Genomic DNA, 23,328 nt, shown 5'->3' with positions numbered 1-23,328 from the left:
CGAACACCGCCGCCCCGCCGATCAGTACCACCAGCGAGACGCCGGTGACCGCCGGTAGGACCGAGCCGGAGTGGCTGAGGGGCCGTCATCGCGTGGGCGTCCCACGGGAGACGGCTGATCGAACCACGCCGTAGTCCTCGACGGCGTTTGTCGCTGTGGAACACGCTCCAGGCATTCCGGCTCACCCGGCGCGATGCCGGGTCCACGGTTGCGGGTCAGCGCCGGAGGTTCGACCGGCTTCCCCTGGAACTGAGTGCGTATCAGGCGGAATTGAACACGCCGTCACAGGAAGCGTCAAGGAGGGGCACAGGGGACGGGGGTTGTCCTGGGGGTGGCTGGCGGGCGGGAGATGCGTCGGGTACCGTCCTGCGCTGCCACGTGGGGGAATCCGGTACGAATCCGGAGCTGACGCGCAGCGGTGTGGGACGGCAGAGGGCCGTTCCGAGCCCGAATGCCCATGTGGCGAGCAGTAGTTGGAAGCCGGTCCACGCGTTCGGGCGGCGGCCGCACCCGTCGTTTCCCCTCGCCGTACGGGCGGGCCTGGTCGGCGTCCCTCATCCCAGGAGCAGGCCATGTCCCTTTCCGTGATCCTCCGTCGTCCCGCGCTCACGACGGTCGCCGCACTCGGCGCCTTCGCCCTGACCACGCTGCCCGCCGCGGCCACCGCCACCCCGGCGCAGATCGCCACCTCGAAGACGAACGGTGTCACCTACCTCAAGTCCCTGCAGGCCGCGGACGGTTCGTACGCCGGATCGGGGCTGTCCGACGAATGGGCGTTCAGCGCGTTCGCCGCCGCCGGTACGGCCGCCGTGGACGTGGCTCCGGGCGGTGACACGAGCAAGAACGCCAGAACCGTCTACCGCAGTCTGCTGTCGACGACGAGCTGGCCGTCGGCCTCCCCCGTGGTCACCGACTACGAACGGGCCACACTGAACGCGTACGCCGCCGGCATCGATCCGGCCCGTGTGTCCGCCTCGCGCAACCTCGTGGCCGACATCTACGGCTACTGGCAGACCTCGGAGACCGGTTACTTCGGCCCGTCCGCCAACTTCAACGGGACCGTCTTCGCCGCCCTCGCCCTGAACGGCGCCCAGACCCAGGCCGGTCAGCAGCGCGTCCCGCAGGCGCTGCGCGACGCGATCACCACGCGCATCCGCGCCAACCAGCACAATGACGGCGGCTGGAACTACGGCAAGGCCGAGGGCAACGCGACCCAGCTCGCCGCGGCGAGCGACATCGACATGACCGGGGCGGCGATGGCGGCCCTGTGCGTCTCCGGCGTCCCCGCCACGGACGCGGACATCGTGCAGGCCAAGGCGTTCCTCAAGAGCAAACTGGTAGCTGCCAGCGGCGCGTTCAACGCCCTGTTCGGCGTCAACACCGACTCCAACGGCTGGGCCGTCTCGGGGCTCAACGCCTGCGGTGTCAACCCGCAGACCGGGGACTTCCTCACCTCCCTGGGCAGGACACCGGTCGACTTCCTGATCGCCCAGCAGTTCAACCCCGGCGGCGGCTTCAAGTACCTGCCGAGCGACACGAGCCCGTCGGCGTACGCCTCCATCGACGGACTGCGTGCCGTGGCGGGCGGGGGCTTCACCGCCGCCCCGCCGGTCCCGGTCACCAGCGGTGCCCCCCAGTGGGTGAGCCAGTCCTCGTTCGTCTCGGGCACGGCGACGAAGCTGGCGCTGACCGTGGACGACGGCGCGGGCAGCCTGGGGGTGTGCTCGGTGGCGCTCACCCCGACCGGCGGTACGACGACGCTCGGCGCCGTCCTCGACGCGGCGACGGGCTCCGCCACCCCCTCGGGCTGTGTGACCGGTGTGACCCCCTCGTCCGGCACGGGGACGATCACCACGGTCAACGGCAAGGCCAACAGCGGCTCCGGCACCTGGAAGGTCAGCGTCGACGGCTCCGCCTTCACCGGCGCGACCCGCGAGAAGGTGATCAACGTCGGCGACACGATCGCCGTTCGCTGGGGCGCCTGAACGAAACCGGCTCCGGCTCCGGCTTCACGTACGACCGGGGCCGGAGCCGCTCCGCGTACGACCGGAGCCGGCGGCGCGGGATGCCCCGGCAGCCGGGCCGCGCCACCCTCTACGGCCACCGCATGCGCATCGTCTCGGGTGAGGCGGTGCTAGAAGGCCGTCCAGGTGAAGGCCACCTGGTCACCGGCGTTCAGCTTGAACTGGCAGCCGCCGACCGGCGTGGAGGTGCCGTTCACGGAGATGTTCCAGTAGGCGACACCGCCTCCGTCGACGTTCTTGATGGTGTCGACCGAGTAGTCGTCGAACGACGCGTACCAGGTGCCGTCCCAGGTGAAGTGCCGCTTGCGGGCGGCGTCGTCGAGGGCGGCCGTCGGGGTCGGGACGGCGCTGGGGTTGGCGCCGCCGTTCGTGCCGTCGCATCTGTGGGTGCCGCCGGTCACGGTCGTCACGTCGTGTCCCTTGGTCCTGATCTTCCCCTTGTAGAGGAGCCCGTCCGGGCCCTGCACGGTCAGGGTCACCTTGACCGGGGCGTTCGTGTCGGGCACCCCCTGGGCCTCGGCGACGACCGGTGCGGAGGTGAGGGCGAGACCGAGGACGGTGGGGGCGACGAGGACGCGTCGTGCGGATGTCCGGCGCAAGGGAGTGCCTTCCTGGCGTGGGCGGCCCGTTGCCCGTCACCGAGCGGACCGGCCACCGGTCCCGGCCGCCTCCACCCCCGCTTCCGCGAGCGGTGGTCGACCGCGCGGAGTACGGGCGAGCGGGGACACACCGGACCGTCGAGGCAAGGCTCTCGGCTTCGCGCTGCGGACCATGACAGTGGGAAGCGGTACAGGACGTACGCCGGGTTCCCCGACTCGCGGCCCGGACGGGCCGCACACGGTTGCAGGTCAGCGCCGGATTCCCACCGGCTTCCCCCAGTCGCACGCGTATGCGGTTGTGTGGTGCCTGGTGCGTGCTGAAACCCTCGCATCGTAGGGGCAGTTGACATCGAGGCGCCAGGGCTGACCGGCCGGCGCTGTGCCCCGAGCCGGGCCCGAGGACATGGCATGGGGGAAATCCATGCTGCACACCCGTGTGCGAGGGGCGCACCCGGGGAAAGAGTGAGTCCTGTACGCGCCCCCGCGTGCCCGGGGAAAATGCGCCAGGTCGAAGGTGATGTGGCTGAGGTATCGCGTACCCCGCCGCCAAAGGTCCAGAAAGCAGGTCGGCTGCCGTGCTGTTGCGTCTGCCCACGTCCGTTTCCGAAGCGCAGGAAGGCATGGCCGAGGGGGCGGTGCCGATAGGCGGGGCGACACTGATCTGGGCCACCTGGCAGCGGGACGGCTTCCCCGAGCACGCCATGTCGCTGCGCGACCTGCCGGAGGCCAATGCGATCGAGCGTGAGTCGCTGGGCGCGGCCGTGGTGCTGAACCGGATCGACGACCGCGTGCCGACGGCCCTGCGACGGGCGGCCGGCACGGTGGGGACCGGAGCCGTACGCCGTACGGCCACGGTCGGCGGCAACATCGTCGGCAGCACGCTGCGCTGTCTGCTGCCCGCGGCACTCGTACTGGACGCCCGCGCGGTGGTCCTGGAACCCGACCGGGTCTACGAGACCGACCTGGCCGAGGTGCTGGCCAAGGGCCACCTGCTGCTCAGCCTCCGCTGGCGCGATCCGATCGCGAGTGGCTACCGCAAGCTGACGGGCGAAGCGGGCGGTCCGCCGCCTCTCGTCGTCGCCGCCGCTCTGCACGCCACCGACGGCGGAGGAACCCGCTTGCGTGTCGCCGTCCGCGACGGCTACGAGGTGCTCACCGAGAGCACCGAGTGCGACGCCGGCTCCGAGCAGGTCCTCGACGACCTGCGTCGTACGGCCATCGGCGCACTTCCCGCCCCGGCTTGGGAAGTGGTCCGCCAACAGGTCACCGCCCTCATGACCCGCCCCACCGACCTTTGAGGCAACGGCCTCTCCGATGCCGGAGGCGGCACCGGTGGTGATGAGGCCGCGCGGCCGTCCGGTTCGAGGTTCACTGGTTCTCGGACGGTTCTGCAGCGAGGGATGTCCGCGCGCTCAGGACAGGTATGTCGCGAACCAGTCGAGCGCCGGGCCCGGGCGCCGCTGGAACTCCAGATAGCCGTCGAACCGGGCGGTGGTGTCCTCGATCCAGTGCAGCCGCTTCTCCGCGACGGGGATGTTGTCGAACATCGTCTGTACGTCGCTGGTGTGGGTGAGGACGTCGTCGCGCACCTGGTAGAGGAACGTGGGCACGCTGACGCTCTTCGCCCAGAGCTGGGGGTTCCTCGGCCCGAAGCCGATGCCCGTGCGCAGGATGAGGAGCTGTTCCAGTTCGTCGATGCGGTCGGCGAGTCCCATCAACGCCAGGCGGCGCCCGACGATGGTCCGTGGGGTCACCGGTTGCGGCGCGACCAGGCAGCGCACCGTGTCGAACTCCTCGGGGAACTGTGCCATCGCCGCGAACGTGGAACTGGCGCCCAGGCACCGGCTGAAGAGGCCGACGGCCATGTCGCGGGTGTCCGGGCGGCCGCGGACGTAGTTCAGCGAGCCGACGATGTCACGGGCCTCGTAGATCCCGTTGGATGCGATGCCTCCGTTGCCCTCGCCGCTGTGGCCGTGGTTGCGCAGGTCGTAGGCGAGAACGTTGAAGCCTGCCTCGTGGAGGATCCGGTAGTCCGGGGTGAAGTCGATCTCGAAGGCGTTTCCACCGGCCGCCCACTGCGACCGCCACGGCTCCAGGTGGGTGGGCAGGCCGGAACGGTTGAAGCCCATGGGGTGATTGGCGATGACCACCCTGTCCGATCCCGGCGCCGGGATGAACCAGCCCTCCAGGGGCACTCCGTCCCCGGAAGGGAACGTGACGTCCTCGTGGTGAAGACCCTGGTCGCGCGGGGAGTGCAGGATCGGGGAACGCCGCTGGAAGCAGAACCCGTCGGCGAACTGCTCCAGCATGCCGGCGATCCGGTCCTCGCTCGGCACGGGGTGGGCGGGAGTCGTGGTCATGTGATGTCCGGTCACTGGCTCGTCGAGCCTTTCGTCGCAGTGGGCTCAGGCGAGGACGGCCGGCTTGAGCACGTCCTGGCACCACTGGCGGAAGCGGGTGGGCGTACTGGACCGGGCCGTGCGTGGCACGGCGTTGTCGAGCCCGGCGTCCTTGGCCAGCGCCATGTCCAGCAGTCCCTGAGCCATGGCCTCGGACAACCCGAACCCCGTCATCCGGGCCTTGAAGGCCGGGCCCGGATCCTGCTGGAAGCGGACCGGGCGCTGGAGCACCTCGGACATGATCTGCGCCATGTCGTCGAAGGAGAGATCCTCGGGACCCAGCACGGGAACCTCCTCGACGCCACTCCAGGTGTCGTCGAGCAGCAGGTCCGCGGCAACCACGGCGATATCCCCGACGGCGCAGGTGGGCACCGCACGGCTTCCGGAGCTGGGCGACGTGAACATTCCCTGATTCTTGATCAGCTCGGTCTGGCGCAGCAGGTTGTCCATGAACGAGGGCATCGTCAGCGCCCGATAGCTCACGCCCGTGCCGGCCAGCAGTTCGTCCATGGCAAGTGACGCGGTGACGTGTCCGGCGTGGTCGGCCATGGGTGTTCCCCGGCCGAGGGCCGAGACGGCGACGACCCGCTCGACGCCCTGGGTCCTGAGGGCCACGCTCGCCGGCCGGCTGAAGCCCGTGTATGCGGCGTCGACGCTGTCGGCGCGCGGGTTCGGCGGAACCAGCCAGAAGACGGAGTCCGCCCCGGCGAAGGCCTTGGTGACCACATCGGGATCGCCGTGCGAGCCCTGGACGACCTCGACCCGGTCGCGCACCGCGGCGGGAAGGCGGGAGGCATCGCGCACGATCACACGGACCGGCGCTCCGGCGGCCAGCAGACGGTCGAGTGTCCGGCGGCCGATCTGACCGGTGGGGGCGGTGACGACGATCATGAGTACTCCTGGCAGCAGTGCAGGTGGAAGGGCGAGAAGGGGGACCGTGTGACGCGATGGCCCTGAGACGGCCCCGCTCGCCGGTGACGTTCCTCAGTCAACCCGGAGCGGCACCAGACCTGAAGGACCGATCACGGCGCCACTGATACCGTGGAGGTATGAGTGATCTGGAGGTCAGACAGCTCCGGTATTTCGTGGCCGTCGCCGAGGAACTGCACTTCGGACGCGCGGCGGAACGCCTGGGCATGGCGCAGCCTCCGCTGTCGCGGGCGATCCGCGAGATGGAGCGGCAGCTCGGCGTGACGCTGATGGAGCGCACTACGCGCCGGGTCACGCTCACGTCCGCCGGTGAGATCCTGTTGCGAGACGCCCGGACGGCACTCGACGCGGTCACGGCCGCCGCCCGGCGGGCCCGGCGGGCGGGGCAGCCCGAGCCCGGGTTGCGGCTGGCACTGAAGGCCGACTACGACGGCGGACTGCTGCCGCAGATCTTCGCCGCCTACCAGAACGAGGCCGCCGCCCTCCCCGTGGAACTCGTGCTCGGCGGACGCGAACAGCAGGAGCCGGCGCTGCGTGACGGGCGCGCGGACATCGCGCTGCTGCCCCGGCCGTTCGACGACCGCGGCCTCGATGTGGAACCGCTGCTGACCGAGCCCCGCCTCCTCGCCGTCGCGGCGACCGATCCGCTGGCCGCACACACCTGTCTGCGCCTGGCCGACCTCACGGGAAGGGTGCTGCCCGACGGACGCGCCGCGGACCGGGAAGAGCTTCCCCCGGTCTCCGCGGCCGAGCCCCACGACGACGACCGGCGGGCCACGGCCCACACCTCGGTGACGGCGGCCCCGCCCCGTCAGCTGGACCTGGCGCAGATCTTCAATCTGATCGAGTTGGGCAGCATCGTCTGGTTCCCTCCGGAGTCGATCGCCCGACGCCACCCCCGACCGGGCATCGCCTACCGGACCGTCAGCGACCTTTCGCCCCTCGAACTTGCCCTGGCCTGGCCCCAGGAGTCCCGCTCCCCGGCCGTCGCCGCCTTTGTTCGCACCGCCTCGGCCATTGCCACCGTCGCCTATCCCACGGACCGGACACCCGACGCCACCACGGCATCACCGGGGCCCACCGCCGATACCCCTGTCTGATACCGGACTCGGAAGCGAGCGGGCACCCGTCCCGCCACCCCGTCGACGGCGCCGGCGTGACGCGCCATGATCGCTCCCCGTTCCACGAAGGTGTCCGCCTGCGAACGACACAGGCGACCGAACCGATCAGGAATCGAGAAGCGCGGGTCATCGAGCCGCGGCTAGCGTGACCTCCACGGATCTCACGATTTCGCACGGCGTTCCTCCCGTCCCCGGCATCACCGACGACGAGCGCCGCACCGTCACCGACATGACGGCCGAGCACGACTTCAGGAGTGACCATGACCGACTCTTCCGCCCAGGGAATCAAGACGGTGCTGCATCCCGTGTCCGACCTGGCGACGGCCAAGGCGGTGTACGCCGCCCTGCTCGGCGTGGCGCCGCAGACCGACGAGTCGTACCACGTCGGCTTCGAGGCCGCGGGCCGGCACATCGGACTGGTGCCGGGCGGTGGGCCGCAGGGCATGACCTCGCCGGTGGCCTACTGGCATGTGCCGGACATCGAGGCGAAGCCGGCCGAGGTGATCGCCGCGGGTGCCACGGTGACGGAGCCGGCGCACGACGTCGGCGGCGGCCGTCTGGTGGCCACGGTCACGGACCCCGATGGCAATGTCCTCGGGCTGCTTCAGGACCGATGAGTGCCGACCCTCACTCCCCCGCTCCCCGCTCCCGTGCTCGGTGACATCGCGACACGGGATGGGGCGCATCATTCGCCGATCACGTAGGTGACCAGCGGGCCGTTGCCACGACCCGCGCCGACGAAGTAGAACCGGACGTACTGCTCGAAGCTGATCGTATCGAGCCAGGCGACGCCGACGGAGGCCGCGAAGGCGGCCCCGCCCGACAGATGGAGACACGATGAGCATGGCCACGGGGACGGACACGCAGTCGCCTGCGCCGCACCTTGCCGACAGCCACGACCTGATCCGCGTGCACGGCGCGCGCGAGAACAACCTGAAGGACGTCAGCATCGAGATCCCGAAGCGCCGGCTGACGGTGTTCACCGGTGTCTCCGGCTCGGGCAAGAGCTCTCTGGTGTTCAACACGATCGCCGCGGAGTCGCAGCGGCTGATCAACGAGACGTACAGCGCCTTCGTGCAGGGCTTCATGCCGACACTGGCGCGGCCCGAGGTCGACGTCCTCGACGGACTGACCACGGTGATCACCGTCGACCAGCAGCGGCTGGGCGCCGACCCCCGCTCCACGGTCGGCACCGCCACCGACGCCAACGCGATGCTGCGCATCCTCTTCAGCCGGCTCGGGAAGCCGCACATCGGCTCGCCCAAGGCGTTCTCCTTCAACGTGGCCTCGATCAGCGGCGCGGGTGCCGTCACCATGGAACGCGGCGGACAGAAGGTGAAGGAGCGGCGCAGCTTCAGCATCACCGGCGGGATGTGCCCGCGCTGCGAAGGCCGGGGCGCGGTCACCGATCTCGATCTCACCCAGCTCTACGACGACTCCAAGTCGCTGTCCGAGGGTGCGATCACGGTCCCCGGCTACACGGGGGGCGGCTGGAACTCACGCCTCTACAGCGAGTCGGGCTTCTTCGACCCGGACAAGCCGATCCGCAAGTACACCAAGAAGGAACTGCAGGACTTCCTCCACCGCGAGCCGACCCGGATGAAGATCGCGGGCATCAACATGACCTACGAGGGGCTGATCCCGCGGATCCAGAAGTCGATGCTCGCCAAGGACCGGGAGGGCATGCAGCCGCACATCCGGGAGTTCGTGGACCGGGCGGTCACCTTCACCACCTGCCCCGAGTGCGACGGCACCCGGCTCAACGAGGGCGCCCGGTCGTCGAAGATCAAGCGGATCAGCATCGCCGACGCCTGCGCGATGCAGATCAGCGACCTGGCCGAGTGGGTCCGCGGCCTCGATGAGCCGTCGGTGGCGCCGCTGCTCACCGCGCTGCAGCAGACCCTCGACTCGTTCGTGGAGATCGGGCTCGGCTATCTCTCGCTCGACCGGCCTGCGGGCACGCTGTCGGGCGGCGAGGCGCAGCGCGTCAAGATGATCCGCCACCTCGGCTCCTCGCTCACCGACGTCACCTACGTCTTCGACGAGCCCACCATCGGCCTGCACCCCCATGACATCCAGCGGATGAACGACCTGCTGCTGCGGCTGCGGGACAAGGGCAACACGGTGCTCGTCGTGGAGCACAAGCCGGAGACGATCGCGATCGCCGACCACGTCGTCGACCTCGGTCCCGGCGCCGGTACGGCGGGCGGCACCGTCTGCTTCGAGGGCACCGTCGAGGGACTGCGGACGGGCGGCACCATCACCGGCCGTCATTTCGACGACCGGGCCGCCGTCAAGGAAGCGGTACGCAAGCCCACCGGCACCCTGGAGATCCGCGGCGCGAGGACGCACAACCTGCAGGGTGTCGACGTCGACATCCCGCTCGGGGTGCTTGCCGTCGTCACCGGTGTCGCCGGTTCCGGGAAGAGCTCGCTCGTGCACGGCTCGATCCCGGCCGGTGAGGGCGTGGTGTCGGTGGACCAGGCCGCGATCCGCGGCTCGCGACGCAGCAACCCGGCGACGTACACCGGACTGCTCGACCCGATCCGCAAGGCGTTCGCCAAGGTCAACGGCGTGAAGCCGGCCCTGTTCAGTGCCAACTCCGAGGGCGCCTGCCCCACCTGCAACGGCGCCGGCGTCATCTACACCGACCTGGCGATGATGGCCGGCGTCGCCACCACCTGCGAGGAGTGCGAGGGGAAGCGGTTCCAGGCATCGGTGCTGGAGTACCACCTCGGCGGCCGCGACATCAGCGAGGTGCTCGCGATGTCGGTGACCGAGGCCGAGGAGTTCTTCGGCGCCGGCGAGGCGGCGACGCCGGCCGCGCACAGGATGCTGACCCGGCTCGCCGATGTCGGCCTCGGCTACCTGACCCTCGGCCAGCCGCTCACCACGCTGTCCGGTGGCGAGCGGCAGCGGCTCAAGCTCGCCACCCACATGGCGGAGAAGGGCGGCGTCTACGTCCTCGACGAGCCCACCGCCGGCCTCCACCTCGCCGACGTCGAGCAGCTGCTCGGCCTGCTCGACCGGCTCGTCGACTCCGGCAAGTCGGTCATCGTCGTCGAGCACCACCAGGCCGTCATGGCGCACGCCGACTGGATCATCGACCTCGGTCCCGGCGCCGGCCACGACGGCGGCCGGATCGTCTTCGAGGGCACACCCGCCGACCTCGTCGCCGCCCGCTCCACCCTCACCGGCGAGCACCTGGCGGCCTACGTCGGCACCTGACCGAGCCCCTCGCGGACGCCGACGGCGACGGATGCGGCCAGCACGGCCGCGACGCGCCGACGCGTGGTCACGGGAGACACGGAAGGGGCGGGGAGCCGGACACTCGGTCCGGCTCCCCGCCCCTTGGCGTAGGACCGCTCAGGTGCGGTAGGCGTAGTACGCCGCGTTCGGGTACGACGCGATGATGCTCGCCACCGACCTGTTGTAGGTGTTGGTGGAGTGGTACGACACATACGGCACGCCCTGCGGGCTGCGGTAGGTGACGATCATGGAGTGGTCCTTGGACCCGTCCTTGTTGAAGTCCATCTGCAGCACGTCACCCACGTCCAACTGGTAGACGTTGGCGAGGCTGGTGACCCGCTTGGAGGACAGGGCGAACCACGAGAACTCGTTGACCCCGACGAACGAGTCCGACTGGATCTCGGAGTTGCCGAACCACTTGTGGAAGTCGTTCGTATAGCCGGGGGCGTGCTTCCAGCCGCCTGCCTTCAGGGACTGGCTGACGAAGTTGGTGCAGTCGCCGCCGGCCCCCTGCCCGTTGAAGTCCGGGTAGGCCGGGTTGTAGTTCTTCCAGTACTTGGCCGCGTACGCCGCCATCGCCTTGTAGTCGTAGCCGGTGGCGGAGAAGTTCTTCGGCTTGGCCGGCGCGGGCAACGTGGTGACGGAACGGGGCGCCACGGGCGGCCCGTCGTCGGCGGCGGTCTTGGGTGCGGCGACGAACGTGGTGGTGGCGACCTGGTTGACCGCGACGCCGTCGTCGGTGTCCCGGATCCCCGTCAGCTGCCAGTCGCCCTTGTGGTCGGCCTTGAACGTCAGCTCGTGGTGTGCCTGGAAGCCGGTGGTCTTCGGCTCGTTGCCCTTGGCCTTCGCGTACGTCAACGTCGTGGTCTCGGTGACGGCGACCGTGGCGTGGCGGCCCTTCAGCTGCGTACGGTCCAGCGAGACGCTCGTGTCGGCCGAGCTGTACTGCTCGCCGAGCGACGCCAGGCGGGACTTGCGGCCCCGCAGCTGCGACAGCGCGGAGCTCTCTTCACGCGACAGCGTGGAGGACAGCCGTACGTCGCCGGAGAACCGCGACGCCAGTGACGAGTTCCGCCTGGTCTCGCCGCCGCCCACCAGGGCGTCGGTACGGTCGGTGAAGACCGCGTCCGCCAGCCGTTGGAAGGTTGCTTTGGTCGACGGATCCACCGTGGGGTCGTCGGCGACATTCGCCGCGCCCGCGGTCCAGTTGGGCAGCATCGCCGCGCCGGCGACGACCGAGGCGGCCGCCGCGGTGACTATGGTCACCCGTCGCCGCTTACGGCTCAGTTTCCTTGATCTCAATGATGTTCCCCTCTACGCCGGTATTCGATACCGGGAGCCGCATCCTCGCACGGCATGTGCGCCCCCTGTGAAGGGGGTTGCCGAAGTGGCGCAACCGCCATGCGCAAGACATCTCGGCTCCACGTCACCGAACCCGGCGGCCGGGCGGCGGAAATAGCGACGCCCCGGAACGCGTTCGGCATAATATTGATACGTCAACCAAATGGAGCGGGTGAACGACCATGCAGTTCGGGATCTTCAGTGTCGGCGATGTGACGCCGGACCCCACCACGGGCCGTACGCCGACGGAGGGCGAGCGGATCAAGGCCATGGTCGCGATCGCGCAGAAGGCCGAGGAGGTCGGCCTCGACGTCTTCGCCACCGGCGAGCACCACAACCCGCCGTTCGTGCCGTCGTCGCCGACGACGATGCTCGGCTACATAGCCGCGCGGACGAAAAAGCTCATCCTGTCCACGTCCACCACGCTGATCACCACCAACGACCCGGTGAAGATCGCCGAGGACTACGCGATGCTCCAGCACCTCGCCGACGGGCGCGTCGACCTCATGATGGGCCGCGGCAACACCGGCCCGGTCTACCCCTGGTTCGGCAAGGACATCCGCCAGGGCATCAACCTCGCCATCGAGAACTACGCACTCCTGCACAGGCTCTGGCGCGAGGACATCGTCGACTGGGAGGGCAGGTTCCGCACCCCCTTGCAATCCTTCACTTCCACGCCGCGGCCGCTCGACGGCATACCGCCGTTCGTCTGGCACGGCTCCATCCGCTCGCCGGAGATCGCCGAACAGGCCGCCTACTACGGCGACGGCTTCTTCGCCAACAACATCTTCTGGCCCAAGGAACACTTCCAGAAACTGATCAACCTCTACCGCGAGCGCTACGCGCACTACGGCCACGGCACGGCCGAACAGGCCATCGTCGGCGTCGGCGGCCACATCTACATGCGCCACAACTCCCAGGACGCCGTACGCGAGTTCCGCCCCTACTTCGACCACTCACCCCAGATGGGCGGCGGACCCTCCCTGGAGCAGTACATGGACGAGACACCGCTGACCGTCGGCAGTCCACAACAGGTGATCGACAAGACGCTCACCTTCCGCGACCACTTCGGCGACTACCAGCGCCAGCTCTTCAACGTGGACGGCATCGGCGTACCCCTCAAGACCGTGCTGGAGCAGCTCGACATCCTCGGCGAAGAAGTCGTACCCGTCCTGAGGAAGGAATTCGCCAGGAACCGGCCGACCACCGTGCCCGACGCACCGACGCACGCCTCGCTGGTCGCCGCGCGCGACGCCGAGCGGACGTCCGCGGGGTCGGCCGGCTGAGACGGCACGACCGGAGAGAGCACACCTGACGCGATCCCTCACCTCTCCGAAAGAGTGGGGAGGCCGGGGAGGTCGTCGAGGAAATCGGCGGACGGTATGAAGAAGAGCGTTCCGCTGACGGCGGTGGAGAAGTCCAGGATGCGGTCGTGGCTCGCGGGCGGGGCGCCCAGGAACATGTTGCGCAGCATCCGCTCCGTGACCTCAGGGGTACGGGCATAGCCGATGAAATAGGTTCCGAACTCGCCCTCGCCGACCCGGCCGAAGGGCATGTTGTCGCGCAGGATGCGCAGCTCCGTTCCGTCCGGGGCGGAGATCGTGTTGAGGTCGACGTGCGAACCGGGCACGTCCAGTTCGACGTTGGTCGCCTTCCTGCGGCCGATCACTCGCTCCTGCTCCTCCACGGACAGGGCGTTCCAGGCGGTCAGGTCGTGCAGGTACTTCTGGACCACGACGTAGCTGCCACCGGTGAAGTGCGGGTCCTCGTCGCCGATCAGCACCGCGGCACGTGCGGCGCTCCCTTCGGGGTTCTCCGTTCCGTCGACGAAGCCGAGGAGGTCGCGGGCGTCGAGGTACATGAAGCCGTGCACCTCGTCCCGGACCGTGACGACGTCGCGCAGGCGCTCCATGATCTCGGCGGCCAGACCGAAACACAGGTCCAGGCGTGTGGCCCTGATGTGGAAGAGGAGGTCTCCCGGAGTGGACACGGCCGTGTGCTTGGCGCCCCGCAACTCCCGGAAAGGGTGCAGGTGTTCAGGGCGCGGCCCTTCGAAGAGGCGGTCCCACGCCTGCGATCCGACGCCCACGACACAACTCAGCCTGCTGTCCGGGTAGCCGAACCCGATCGCTCGCTGCAGGCCCGCCACGTCTCCCAGCAGATCGCGCGCCACCTCTTCGCCACCGGGGTTCACCGTCACGACCAGGAAGATCGCGGCCGTGGTGAGCGGCGCCAGAACCGGCTGCGCACCTGCTTCTCGAGACTCCACGGATGCCAACTCTTACCTCATTCCAGCGGGACCCACGACGGTACGGGACATCGACCACGGGGCCTGCGCTGCGGGCGGTCCGCACCTGCGCGGGACCACCGCCCCCTCGGTTCGCGGCGCCGACTCGTGCGCGGAGCCGCGCCTCGGACTCCCCGACAGCAGCAGGCGCACCGGCAGTGTCGACATCCGTTCAACCTACTACCCCGGTCGCGGCCGCCGGCATGCCTCGGGCGGTCTCCTTGTCGTCCTGGAAGACGACGACGACGTCGGCCAGCGGACGGACCGCTGCCAGCAGATCGGTGGCGAGGCGCGCGCCCGTCTCCCGGCCGCGGGTCCCGGGCCCGGCCGCGGCCGGTGCGGTGAGGATCTCCTGCGGAACGTTCACGTCCGGTACTTCGTAGGCCGTGTACTCGGCCTCGGCGAAGCCGCTCAGCGCGGCCACGGACACGAGCACCGGCACCCGGTCGGCGCCTGGTGCGTCAAGGGCGTCGAGCATCCGGCGCAGCCCGGTGGTCTCGAACACCGGCCGGGTGACGAGGAATTGGGCTCCGGCGGAGATGGGGCTTGACCCAAGGCCGGGTAGTTGGCGTTTTCGCAGGTCATGCAGGGGGAGTTGAGGTCCATGGTGTGGCGGCGTAGAGGCCGGGGCCAATCTTGTGGACGAGTCCGGTCTCGGCCCATCGGGAGAGCTGTCTGTACATGGTGTGCAGGGTGACGCCTCCGAAGTGTGCGGCGATGTCGCGGGGGCGCCAGAGGCGGGTGGGGTCTTCTTGGAGCAGGGTCAGGATCCTGCGCCTGCGTCGCTGGGTGGGGGCGGTGTGCCGGTAGTCGCGGAAACGGGTCGGCAGCAAGGGCTGCGATTGCGGGGGTTCGAGGACGGTGATGTCGAGGACGGTGACGGTGCTGCTGGCGTCGGGGTGTCCGTCGTCCTGTCGCTCGCTGTAGCGGGAGATCGGTAATGTGACCTTGTGGGTGCTCACTCCCGGCGTCGGGGCGGGAGCAGGCCGGCCAAAACCCGCAGCCCGATAAGGCCGGCCTCGTTGAAGTTCGCCGTGACGATGCCGACGGCCTGGATGACCTGGTCGCGGGCGGTCTGGAAGGCAATGGCGAACCCGCAGCGGTCCGGGTCGGTGCCCGGAAGGGACTCGGCGGCATCGACCATGACCGTCCGCAGTGCCCGGTAGAGCCTCAGAAGTGACCACATCTCCTGCTCGACGCCGGCCGGGTCGCCGGAGCGCAGGACACGCCCGGCCATGAGCGTGTGGAAGAGGGCGTAGTACGCCGATTCGTGTTCCCACCTCTGGTGATAGAGGCTCGCCAGCGCGGCGGCGGGGGTCGGTCAGGCTCGTGGCCAGGCGGTATGCCCCGGTGAAGACCGTGCCGTCGGCGCAGGTCACGGTGATCTGCGCGTCGATGACCCGCACCTTCACGGTGCCGATCACCGACACGTACGAGCCGTCGGCCAGACGCACGAGGACCGGGGTGCGCCGGTTGCTGCGGAGCAGGCCCAGGAACTGGGCGCGGGTCGCGGTCACTGCGGCGTGACAGCCGGCCCCCAGCATGCCCGCCTACAGAAAGACTCCCGGCTCGCCCTTGAAGCACACACCGTGCTCGCTGCAGGTGGGGAGTGATGTCCGGCGTAGCATTCCCCTGCGGGAGAGAACGCGGAACGTGTGCCCGTGCCGGGTCAACGCTGCTGAGCCGTCAGGAGGGTCAGTGCACGTTGATGTTGTTGTTGATGTCACCGACCGTGAAACCGATCAGGCCGCCGCAGGCGAGGAAGCAGAACCCGTTCGCAGGTGGCGTAGGGGGTACGGGCACTGCTGAGACTACGACGGTGGTCGTGTTGTTCGAAGCGAAGCAGTTGTCGTTGCCGTTGTATGCGGCGGTGATGGTGTGAGTGCCGGTGGTGGTGAAGGAGGCCGTGTGCTCCGCTTGTCCGCCCGCGCCGACGGACACGGTTCTCAGGATGTCGCCTCCGTCGAAGAACGTCACGCCGAGACCTTCGGTGGGGTCAGCGTCACAGATCACGGTCGCGGTCAGTGTCACAGGTACCCCGACGTTTGCTGCTGAGGGTGATGCTGTGACCGTCGTCGTCGAGTCGACAGCTGCCGCTGCCGGCGAAGCGAGGCCCACTACGGCGGCCAGCGCCAGGATGGTGCCGGTCTTCCACATTCTTCGGTCTTGCCAACGTCTCACGGTTTCGGCTCCTTGATCGGTCAGGGCGGAGTTCTGCCATGACTGGTCTGGGAGCGTCACGTTACGCCGCAGATTCTCGCATTCCGGGGAGGCTTGGGCCCAGTCAACCCACTTGGGCCAGAGGCACGGCGAGGCAGGGAGCACGGTTCGCGGACGCCAGGTTATGCGCAATGGTCCCTTTGTATGTCGGCAAGCTCGCCCGGCGTCGAAGCAATCGCGCCCGGACCAGGAACGACCGGCGGAGGACCTCCGAGGGCGAGGAGCGGTCCCCCTGTCGCCCAAGCGGGCTCGAGGGCGACACGCCTAGATCATGGGAGAGGTGACACGTGTGTAGGTGAGGGAGTTGCTGGTGCCGCCGATCGTGGTCACGTTGACGGAAACGGGGCCGGGTGTCCCCGCTGGGGCGATCGTGGCAACCGTGGCGTCGGACAGCACGTTGAAGGCCGCGGGTGCGGCACCGAAGTGAACGGCGGTCGTGGTGGCCAGGCCGCTGCCGGTGAGAGTGACTCCGGCTCCGGCGTCGGTGGGCCCTTGGGTGGGGGTGAGGGAGCCGAGGACCGGTGAAGTCACGTAGGTGTAGATGACGGAGTTGCTGATGCCGCCCGGGCCGGTGACGGTCACGGCGACGGAGCCCGCTCCTGCGGGGGCGACGGCGGTGATCTGGGTGGGGGAGTTGACGGTGTAGCTGGTGGCGGGTGTGCTGCCGAAGGTGACTGCCGTGGCCCCGGCGAGGTTGGCCCCGCTGAGGACGACGGTGGTGCCGCCCGAAGACGGCCCCTGGCTCGGCGACACGGTGGTGACGGTGGGCGCGTTGAGGTAGAAGAAGTAGACGGGACCGGTCGTACCGCCGGGCGTGGTGACGGTGATGGGTACGGCGCTCGTTCCTGCGGGGGCGACGGCGGTGATCTGGGTGGGGGAGTTGACGGTGTAGCTGGTGGCGGGTGTGCTGCCGAAGGTGACTGCCGTGGCCCCGGCGAGGCCGGTCCCGGTGAGGATGACGGTGGTGCCGCCCGAGGACGGCCCCTGGCTCGGCGACGCGGCGGTCAGGGAGGGTTGTGCCGCGTAGATATAGGGGACCGAGTTGCTGGTTCCGCCGGGCGTTTTGACGGTCACGGCAACGGTGCCGGTTCCGGACGGGGCTACTGCGGTGATCTGCGTCGAGGAGTTGACCGTGTAGCCGAGGGCCGCTTTGGTGCCGAACATGACGGCGGTGATTCCGACGAAACCGCTGCCGGTCAGGACGACGTCGTTGTTGCCTGCCGCAGGGCCCGTACCGGGTACGACCGAGGTGAGAACGGGAACGGCGGCGATGACGGCGGTGGGCCGGACTGCTCCCGCCACGGGGGCGCTGTCTTTCACGATGTCTCCGTAGAGTGTCGGGCGGGCCAGGAGGGTCGAAGAGAGAGCTGACGGAGTGCCCTGCCTCTGCTGAGAGGTGGGCAGTGGGGCCCCCGGCCCAGGTGGGGTTTCCGGGCCGGGGGCTTGGAGACGAACGGGCCCTGGCGGGCTACCAGGTCCGCTCCGGACAGGCCGGCCGCTGAGAGACCGACCGCTGAGGGCCGGTCAGATGCCGGGGCCGGCGATGTAGGTGAACGCGTCCGCGAGGATGGCGCTGCCTGCGTCGTTGGTCACGACGACGTCGACGGGACCGCCGGTGCCGGGAGGCGTGACGGCCGACACCGAGGTGTCGGAGATCACGGTGAACGGTGCCGGGTTGCCGTCGAAGGTGACCTGGTTGGTGCTGGTGAAGCCGGTGCCGGTCAGGGTCACCGCGGTGCCGCCGGACTCCGGTCCCTCTGCCGGGACGACCGCCGTCACCGTCGGGGCTGCGACGTAGGTGTACGAGAGCCCGTTGTTGGTGCCGCCGGCCGTGGTGACGCTGACGCCGACCGAGCCGGCCGCGCCGGCCGGTGCGACGACCGTGAGCTTGCTGTCGGACACCACCGTCGGCACCGCGGTGTTGGCACCGAAGGAGACGCTGGTGGCACTGGAGAATCCGGTGCCGTTGATGGTGATGGTGTCGCCGCCCGCGGTCGACCCGAAGGCCGGGCTGAGGGACTGCTTGAACGGCGCCCCGACGTAGTAGAACGGGATCGGGTTGCTCGTCCCTCCCGGGGTGGTCACGGTGACGCCGACCGCTCCGGTGCCGGAGGGGGAGACTGCGGTGACCTGGGTGGGCGAGACGTTGGTGACGGAGGTGGCGAGTCGCGTACCGAAGCGCACGGCGGTGGTACCGGTGAGGTTGCTGCCGGTGATCGTGACGAGTGTGCCGCCGCCGCTGGATCCTTGGTTCGGGCTGATAGGCATGAGTGTTCCTCCTTGCTCGGCATGCGGTACATTGCCGAGCAGTGATGGGGCGTTCGGTCCGCTTACGTCCCGGATGAGGGCGAGTCGGCTCTCGTGTCCACTGGCCAAGTGGCATCTCGATGGCCTTGCGCCGATGCCCGGTCGACGGTCTGCAGCCGTCGGCGCTGTGCGCAGGGCCTGTCGAGAATCACAGCCCGTCAGGCGTAAACTGCCGCCTGATCAGGGGGCTTTCCCGTGTCTGTTTGCGGACTCGAATGCCGCTGATACGGACACGAGAATCAACCCAGCAGAGTCACACGCCGACAAGGCTTTCGTCGCAGAATCAGCCGTTCAGGTGAGCGCCACGGCGTGAAAACGGGGCGCATTAGCGGCGTTTTGACGAAGATCTGTTCATATGTCAATTCTTTGCACCATCCGAGATTGTTGCGGTGGTGAAGCTAGGGCCCCAGTAAACGGCCTTGCTCTGACCCGGAAGCAGTCGTTGCGAGGCATGCAGTGGCGGCTGGATACGCGCCTGCGAACACGTACCTCTTTCGAGTGACATATGCCCCCAACCCTTGCCGCGTCCCGTGGACCAGTGGGCTACTCCGAAGAGAGAACCACTGCGGTCATCGATGCAAGGGACCGGCCGAAGACGCAGCCCGCCGATCGGCCGATCGGCCGACAGACTCAGGGAGCGCCCCCATGGCGGTCATACCGAATCAGGGATCCACGGGTGGGGGCGACGCGGTGACGCTCGCCGGCAGCCACTTCACCGGCACCACCAGTGTGCTCTACGGCACCCGCCGGGCTGCGAGTTTCACGGTGCTCAGCGACTCCACCACCGCCACCGTCACCCCCTCCGGCCACGGCCCCGTCCCGGTCTCGGTCACCACCCCCGGCGGAACGGGCGTCGTCGGCAGTTTCTACTACCTGCCGCCACCCTCCTTCCGCCTCACTCCGCCGCCCGCCGGCCCCTTGGCCGGCGGCAACACGGCGACCCTCACGGGGCTCGGCCTCTACACCACGTACGAGGTCCTCTTCGGTGCGCAGGCCGCCGCCTTCACCGTCGACTCCGACGGTCAACTCACTGTCACCGTCCCCGCGGCCGCCTCCGCAGGTCCGGTGACGATCACCGTACGAACCAGGGGCGGAACCGCCGGTGGGGTCGTCTACACCTATCTCAACTCGCCGTCCATCACCGTTCTCACCCCGGACAAAGGGCCGGTGGACGGGGGCAATCTCGTCGTCATCACCGGAACCGCGTTCTCCTACACCACTGCGGTCACCTTCGGTGGCACGCCCGCCCTCTCCTGGCGAATCGCCTCCGACACGGAGATCCACGCCCTGCTCCCCGCGGGAGAACTCGGCCCGGTCGACGTCTCCGTCATCACCCTCGGCGGCACCGCGACCGCTTCGGACGCCTACACCTATCTGGGACGCTTCGCGGTGCTGGGCGGTGCGTCGGTCACCAACACCGGCCCCTCCGAAGTCACCGGGGATCTCGGGGTGAGCCCGGGAGTGTCCGTCACCGGATTCCCGCCCGGTCAGGTTCACGGAACCATCCACATCACAGACGCTGACGCCCTTCAGGCTCACGCCGATCTCATCGCCGCCTACGACACCGCCGTCGCCCAGCTCCCGGACGCCGACATTTCCGGAGACGTCGGCGGCCTGACACTGACTCCCGGCGTCTACCACGCCCCCACGTCCCTCGCTCTCACCGGCACGCTCGCCCTGGACGCCCAGGGCGACCGCAACGCTGAATGGGTTTTCCAAATCGGATCCACGTTGACCACGGCAACGGCCGGCCGCGTGCTCCTCATCAACGGCGCCACAGCCAGGAACGTGATCTGGCAAATCGGAAGCTCAGCCACTCTCGGCACCGACACCGCCTTCACGGGCAGAATCCTGGCCCTGACATCGATCACCGTGAACGCCGGCGTCACCATCTACGGACAGGCCCTGGCCATCAATGGCTCGGTCACTCTCGACACCAACGACATCACCCGCTCCTGGTAATAACCACACCTGGCCGGGTGCCTGACGGCGGCCGTGGAAAACTCCCCATAGGCGGCCATTTACGGCCCCACTGATGGCCAGCGGTTTCCCCGCGTACGGCCAGATATCTCCCCGCTCACAAGATCCAGATCCCGGTCGGCGAGAGTCGGGCGGGTGAAGAACAGCAGGGAGATCATGGACATCCTGGAGGCATACGACCTCACGGGCAGTTACCGCGCGGCGGCCGAGCTGGCCGGGTGCGACCACCACACGGTGGCCCGCTACGTGAAGATGCGCGCGGCCGGGCAGGCCCCCGAGGCCCGCCGGCACCGGGACCGCGCGATCGACGCCTACCTGCCCAAGATCGAGGAGCTGGTGGTCCGCTCCGGCGGCAAGATCCGCGCGGACGTGGTCCACAAGCGCATCACTGCGATGGGCTTCACCGGCGGGGAGCGCACCACCCGCCGCACCGTGGCCGAGGCGAAGGCCCAGTATCTGGCCGGGCGACGCAGGATCTACCGGCCCTGGATCACCGAGCCGGGGCTGTGGCTGCAGTACGACTTCGGCGACGGCCCGGTGATCGGCGGGCGGAAGACCACGCTGTGGTGCGCGTGGCTGGCCTGGTCGAGGTTCCGGGTCGTGATCCCGATCTGGGACAAGACCCTGCCCACGGTCACCTCCTGCCTGGACGCCACGTTCCGCAGGATCGGCGGGATCCCGGCCTTCGTGCTGACCGACAACGAGAAGACGGTCACCACCGACCACATCGCCGGGATCGCGGTGCGCAACCCCGAGATCGTCGAGGTCGCCCGGCACTACGGCACGACCATCCGCACCTGTCTGCCGGCCGACCCGGAGACCAAGGGCGGATCGGAGGCCACGGTCCGCATCGCCAAGGCCGACCTGGTCCCCAGGGACGTCAACCTGCTGGAGGAGTACCGCACGTTCGCCCAACTGGAGGCCGCCTGCCGCGAGTTCTGCACCGAGGTCAACGCGCGGGTGCACCGCGCGACCCGGCGCACGCCGGCCGAGATGCTCGCCGAGGAAGGCCAGCGGCTGCACCCGCTGCCCCGGCAGCCGTTCACCGTCGCGTTCGGCACTACCCGCCGGGTCAACTGGGACGCCACCATCTCGGTGGAGGCGGTGCGCTACTCGGTCCCGCACGAGCTGATCGACACCCGGGTCTGGGCCCGGTTCCACGGCGACGAGCTGGTCGTCACCGCCGTCGGCGCGGACGGCACCGCCGCCGAGGTCGCCCGCCACCGGCGCGGCACCCCCGGCTCCCCGGTCATCGCCGCCGAGCACTACCCCCAGCGCGAGGACAAGGACGCAGAGCGCACCCCGAAGGCCACCAGCGCCGCCGAGGCCGCGTTCTTGATGATCGGCCCCGGCGCCGCGACCTGGCTCATCGAGGCCGCGACCGCCGGCACCCGCCGCGTCAAGGCCAAGATGGCCGAGGCCGTCACCTTGTCAAAGCTGTACTCTCCGCAGGCAGTTGACCGCGCGCTGGGCACCGCCGCGGTCACCGGCCGCTTCGCCGAGAAGGACCTGCTGTCCATCCTCGACTACCAGGCCGGCCGCGACGCCGCCGAGCCCACTCGCGCGAGTGAGACCCACAGCCTGCAGCCCGGCACCTCCGCCTGGGCCGCCTTCGGCACCACCCCGGCCCCCATATCCAGCACCGACACCACGAACAGCACCGAAGAAGAGGACCGCATCTGATGGCCACCCCGCTCCGCCAGGTCCACGGCTCCACCGGCGACCCGCTGGCCGAGGCGATCGACCTCACCCGCCGCCTGAAACTCCCTCACATCCGCCGCACTCTCGCCGACGTGATCCCCACCGCGAAGGCCCAACGCTGGGACCCCGCCGAGGTCGTGCGCGTCCTGCTGGCCGAGGAGGCCGCCGGACGCGACCGCGCCAACCTGCACACCCGCCGCAAGCGAGCAGGCTTCCCCGCCGGGAAGACCTTCGGCGACTGGGACGAACAGGCGTCCTCGATCCCCCGCGCCACCCAGGACGCGCTCAAGACCCTGGAATGGGTCCGCCGCCGCGAGAGCCTTTGTGTCTGCGGACCCTCGGGCACCGGGAAGAGCCACTTCACCGAGGCCCTGGGCCAAGCCGCGGTCGAGGCCGGGATGACGGTCGCATGGTTCACCATCGAGGACCTCGGGGCGCTGGTCCGCCGCCACCGCGCCGACGACTCCATCGCCAGGGCCCTGGCCCGGATCATCCGCTCCGACCTGATCATCGTCGACGACATCGGCCTCCTCCCGGTCAGCCCCGACGCCGCCGAGGGCTTCTACCGGCTGGTCGATGCCGCCTACGAACGGCGCGCGCTCGCGGTCAGCAGCAACCTGCACCCCTCCGGGTTCGACGAGATCATGCCGAAGACCCTGGCCACGGCCACCGTCGACCGGCTCATGCACCACGCCCACATCGTCGTCACCCAGGGTGACAGTTTCCGGCTCGCACAGGCCACCTCCGGCCAGGGCGTCAAGCCCTTCAGCTGACCACCACACCACCCACGGCGGGGAGATAACTGGCCGCCGCCGGGGAAGCCCACATGGCCGCCAGCGGGGAGAACTCCTGGCCGCCTACGGGGAGAACTTCAAGGCCATTGACAGGTGCCCGCCGCAGGCACCTCACCCTCGGGCTGCGCCACTGCCCCACTGGGGCTGGAGCAGGCGGATGCTGTGCCACGAGACAGCTCACGGCTTCGCGGCAGGCTGAGCAGCCTGGGCGTTGAGTTCGTCTTCTGCGTGGTCGAGTCGGCACATGAGCAGGATCGCGAAGGCGGACATCTCCTGCGCTTCCCGATACGCCGCCATGAACTCACCCATCAGGAAGGGGTTCCGTGGCCTCGCGACCAGGTACGAAAAGACCGCCACCTCTTTGAACCGCCCCGGG

General features: G+C 69.3%; 22 protein-coding genes and 2 riboswitches. Of the genes, 10 read left to right on the top strand and 12 right to left on the bottom strand.

All coding sequences use genetic code 11. The annotated features are described in order from the left end of the window. Positions 1 to 381 precede the first annotated feature (381 nt). Positions 382 to 457: riboswitch (cobalamin riboswitch) on the top strand. A 115-nt stretch (positions 458 to 572) separates the two neighbouring features. Further along, complete coding sequence (locus tag RV986_RS51025) at positions 573 to 1,985, top strand: prenyltransferase/squalene oxidase repeat-containing protein (RefSeq protein ID WP_475923935.1); 1,413 nt, start codon at positions 573 to 575, stop codon at positions 1,983 to 1,985. Positions 1,986 to 2,134: 149 nt separating this feature from the next. Here RV986_RS51025 and RV986_RS51020 read toward each other — a convergent pair whose 3' ends face one another. Then, positions 2,135 to 2,623, bottom strand: a complete 489-nt coding sequence (locus RV986_RS51020) for a DUF4430 domain-containing protein (protein ID WP_475923934.1) — start codon at positions 2,621 to 2,623, stop codon at positions 2,135 to 2,137. 204 nt (positions 2,624 to 2,827) lie between these two features. Continuing rightward, a riboswitch (cobalamin riboswitch) is annotated at positions 2,828 to 2,900 on the bottom strand. A gap of 298 nt (positions 2,901 to 3,198) precedes the next feature. Here RV986_RS51020 and RV986_RS51015 point away from each other — a divergent pair. Next, the gene (locus tag RV986_RS51015) at positions 3,199 to 3,921 is read left to right on the top strand and encodes an FAD binding domain-containing protein (protein ID WP_475923933.1); all 723 of its coding nucleotides are present in this window, start codon (positions 3,199 to 3,201) and stop codon (positions 3,919 to 3,921) included. 114 nt (positions 3,922 to 4,035) lie between these two features. On the opposite strand, the gene RV986_RS51010 is transcribed toward RV986_RS51015, so the two are convergent. Beyond that, positions 4,036 to 4,983, bottom strand: coding sequence for an alpha/beta hydrolase (locus tag RV986_RS51010; RefSeq protein WP_475923932.1), 948 nt, complete (start codon positions 4,981 to 4,983; stop codon positions 4,036 to 4,038). A 45-nt stretch (positions 4,984 to 5,028) separates the two neighbouring features. Beyond that, entirely contained in the window at positions 5,029 to 5,913 is an 885-nt protein-coding gene (locus RV986_RS51005; protein ID WP_475923931.1) for an NAD(P)H-binding protein, read from the bottom strand. A 158-nt stretch (positions 5,914 to 6,071) separates the two neighbouring features. Here RV986_RS51005 and RV986_RS51000 point away from each other — a divergent pair, with 158 nt between their 5' ends. The 3 genes from RV986_RS51000 to RV986_RS50990 all read left to right on the top strand — a co-directional run bounded on the left by RV986_RS51000 (position 6,072) and on the right by RV986_RS50990 (position 10,301). Next, complete coding sequence (locus RV986_RS51000) at positions 6,072 to 7,052, top strand: LysR family transcriptional regulator (protein WP_475923930.1); 981 nt, start codon at positions 6,072 to 6,074, stop codon at positions 7,050 to 7,052. A gap of 281 nt (positions 7,053 to 7,333) precedes the next feature. Further along, positions 7,334 to 7,690: a VOC family protein gene (locus RV986_RS50995; RefSeq protein WP_475923929.1), complete on the top strand. Its 357-nt coding sequence runs from the start codon at positions 7,334 to 7,336 to the stop codon at positions 7,688 to 7,690. 220 nt (positions 7,691 to 7,910) lie between these two features. Next, positions 7,911 to 10,301 carry an ATP-binding cassette domain-containing protein gene (locus tag RV986_RS50990; protein ID WP_475923928.1) on the top strand — a complete coding sequence of 797 codons (2,391 nt, stop codon included), beginning with the start codon at positions 7,911 to 7,913 and terminating at the stop codon, positions 10,299 to 10,301. Between the two features lie 138 nt (positions 10,302 to 10,439). On the opposite strand, the gene RV986_RS50985 is transcribed toward RV986_RS50990, so the two are convergent. Continuing rightward, complete coding sequence (locus RV986_RS50985; RefSeq protein ID WP_475923927.1) at positions 10,440 to 11,624, bottom strand: amidase domain-containing protein; 1,185 nt, start codon at positions 11,622 to 11,624, stop codon at positions 10,440 to 10,442. Positions 11,625 to 11,845: 221 nt separating this feature from the next. On the opposite strand from RV986_RS50985, the gene RV986_RS50980 reads away from it, so the two are divergent. Further along, positions 11,846 to 12,949 carry an LLM class flavin-dependent oxidoreductase gene (locus RV986_RS50980; RefSeq protein ID WP_475923926.1) on the top strand — a complete coding sequence of 368 codons (1,104 nt, stop codon included), beginning with the start codon at positions 11,846 to 11,848 and terminating at the stop codon, positions 12,947 to 12,949. Between the two features lie 38 nt (positions 12,950 to 12,987). Here RV986_RS50980 and RV986_RS50975 read toward each other — a convergent pair whose 3' ends face one another. From RV986_RS50975 to RV986_RS50960, 4 genes are all read right to left on the bottom strand, one after another. Beyond that, positions 12,988 to 13,932, bottom strand: coding sequence for a Dyp-type peroxidase (locus tag RV986_RS50975; protein WP_475923925.1), 945 nt, complete (start codon positions 13,930 to 13,932; stop codon positions 12,988 to 12,990). A gap of 190 nt (positions 13,933 to 14,122) precedes the next feature. Further along, positions 14,123 to 14,455, bottom strand: coding sequence for a hypothetical protein (locus tag RV986_RS50970; protein WP_475923924.1), 333 nt, complete (start codon positions 14,453 to 14,455; stop codon positions 14,123 to 14,125). Between the two features lie 76 nt (positions 14,456 to 14,531). Further along, positions 14,532 to 14,912 (bottom strand): helix-turn-helix domain-containing protein, encoded by a 381-nt coding sequence (locus RV986_RS50965; protein WP_475923923.1) that lies wholly within the window; start codon positions 14,910 to 14,912, stop codon positions 14,532 to 14,534. Then, positions 14,909 to 15,187, bottom strand: a complete 279-nt coding sequence (locus tag RV986_RS50960) for a hypothetical protein (protein WP_475923922.1) — start codon at positions 15,185 to 15,187, stop codon at positions 14,909 to 14,911. The genes RV986_RS50965 and RV986_RS50960 overlap by 4 nt, the downstream gene beginning before the upstream one ends. Before the next feature lie 92 nt (positions 15,188 to 15,279). Between RV986_RS50960 and RV986_RS50955 the strand changes: the two genes are divergently transcribed. Continuing rightward, the gene (locus tag RV986_RS50955; RefSeq protein ID WP_475923921.1) at positions 15,280 to 15,477 is read left to right on the top strand and encodes a hypothetical protein; all 198 of its coding nucleotides are present in this window, start codon (positions 15,280 to 15,282) and stop codon (positions 15,475 to 15,477) included. Positions 15,478 to 15,645: 168 nt separating this feature from the next. Here RV986_RS50955 and RV986_RS50950 read toward each other — a convergent pair whose 3' ends face one another. The 3 genes from RV986_RS50950 to RV986_RS50940 form a co-directional block, all read right to left on the bottom strand. Further along, positions 15,646 to 16,191 carry an Ig-like domain-containing protein gene (locus tag RV986_RS50950; protein ID WP_475923920.1) on the bottom strand — a complete coding sequence of 182 codons (546 nt, stop codon included), beginning with the start codon at positions 16,189 to 16,191 and terminating at the stop codon, positions 15,646 to 15,648. A gap of 243 nt (positions 16,192 to 16,434) precedes the next feature. After that, positions 16,435 to 17,490 (bottom strand): IPT/TIG domain-containing protein, encoded by a 1,056-nt coding sequence (locus RV986_RS50945; RefSeq protein ID WP_475923919.1) that lies wholly within the window; start codon positions 17,488 to 17,490, stop codon positions 16,435 to 16,437. 204 nt (positions 17,491 to 17,694) lie between these two features. Then, positions 17,695 to 18,438: an IPT/TIG domain-containing protein gene (locus tag RV986_RS50940; protein ID WP_475923918.1), complete on the bottom strand. Its 744-nt coding sequence runs from the start codon at positions 18,436 to 18,438 to the stop codon at positions 17,695 to 17,697. Positions 18,439 to 19,122: 684 nt separating this feature from the next. Between RV986_RS50940 and RV986_RS50935 the strand changes: the two genes are divergently transcribed. The 3 genes from RV986_RS50935 (at position 19,123) to istB (ending at position 22,931) form a co-directional block, all read left to right on the top strand. Then, positions 19,123 to 20,439: an ice-binding family protein gene (locus RV986_RS50935; protein ID WP_475923917.1), complete on the top strand. Its 1,317-nt coding sequence runs from the start codon at positions 19,123 to 19,125 to the stop codon at positions 20,437 to 20,439. 153 nt (positions 20,440 to 20,592) lie between these two features. Continuing rightward, on the top strand, positions 20,593 to 22,140 hold the full coding sequence (istA, locus tag RV986_RS50930) for an IS21 family transposase (RefSeq protein WP_475923916.1): 1,548 nt from the start codon (positions 20,593 to 20,595) through the stop codon (positions 22,138 to 22,140). Next, positions 22,140 to 22,931 (top strand): IS21-like element helper ATPase IstB, encoded by a 792-nt coding sequence (gene istB / locus RV986_RS50925; RefSeq protein ID WP_475923915.1) that lies wholly within the window; start codon positions 22,140 to 22,142, stop codon positions 22,929 to 22,931. The genes istA and istB overlap by 1 nt, the downstream gene beginning before the upstream one ends. A 198-nt stretch (positions 22,932 to 23,129) precedes the next feature. On the opposite strand, the gene RV986_RS50920 is transcribed toward istB, so the two are convergent. Next, positions 23,130 to 23,261, bottom strand: coding sequence for a hypothetical protein (locus RV986_RS50920; RefSeq protein ID WP_475923914.1), 132 nt, complete (start codon positions 23,259 to 23,261; stop codon positions 23,130 to 23,132). Between the last annotated feature and the right edge of the window lie 67 nt (positions 23,262 to 23,328).

This window comes from Streptomyces sp. RLA012 (assembly GCF_056270325.1).
The sequence above is the reverse complement of the archived record's forward strand: the minus strand, read 5'-3'. Positions and strand labels throughout refer to the sequence as shown.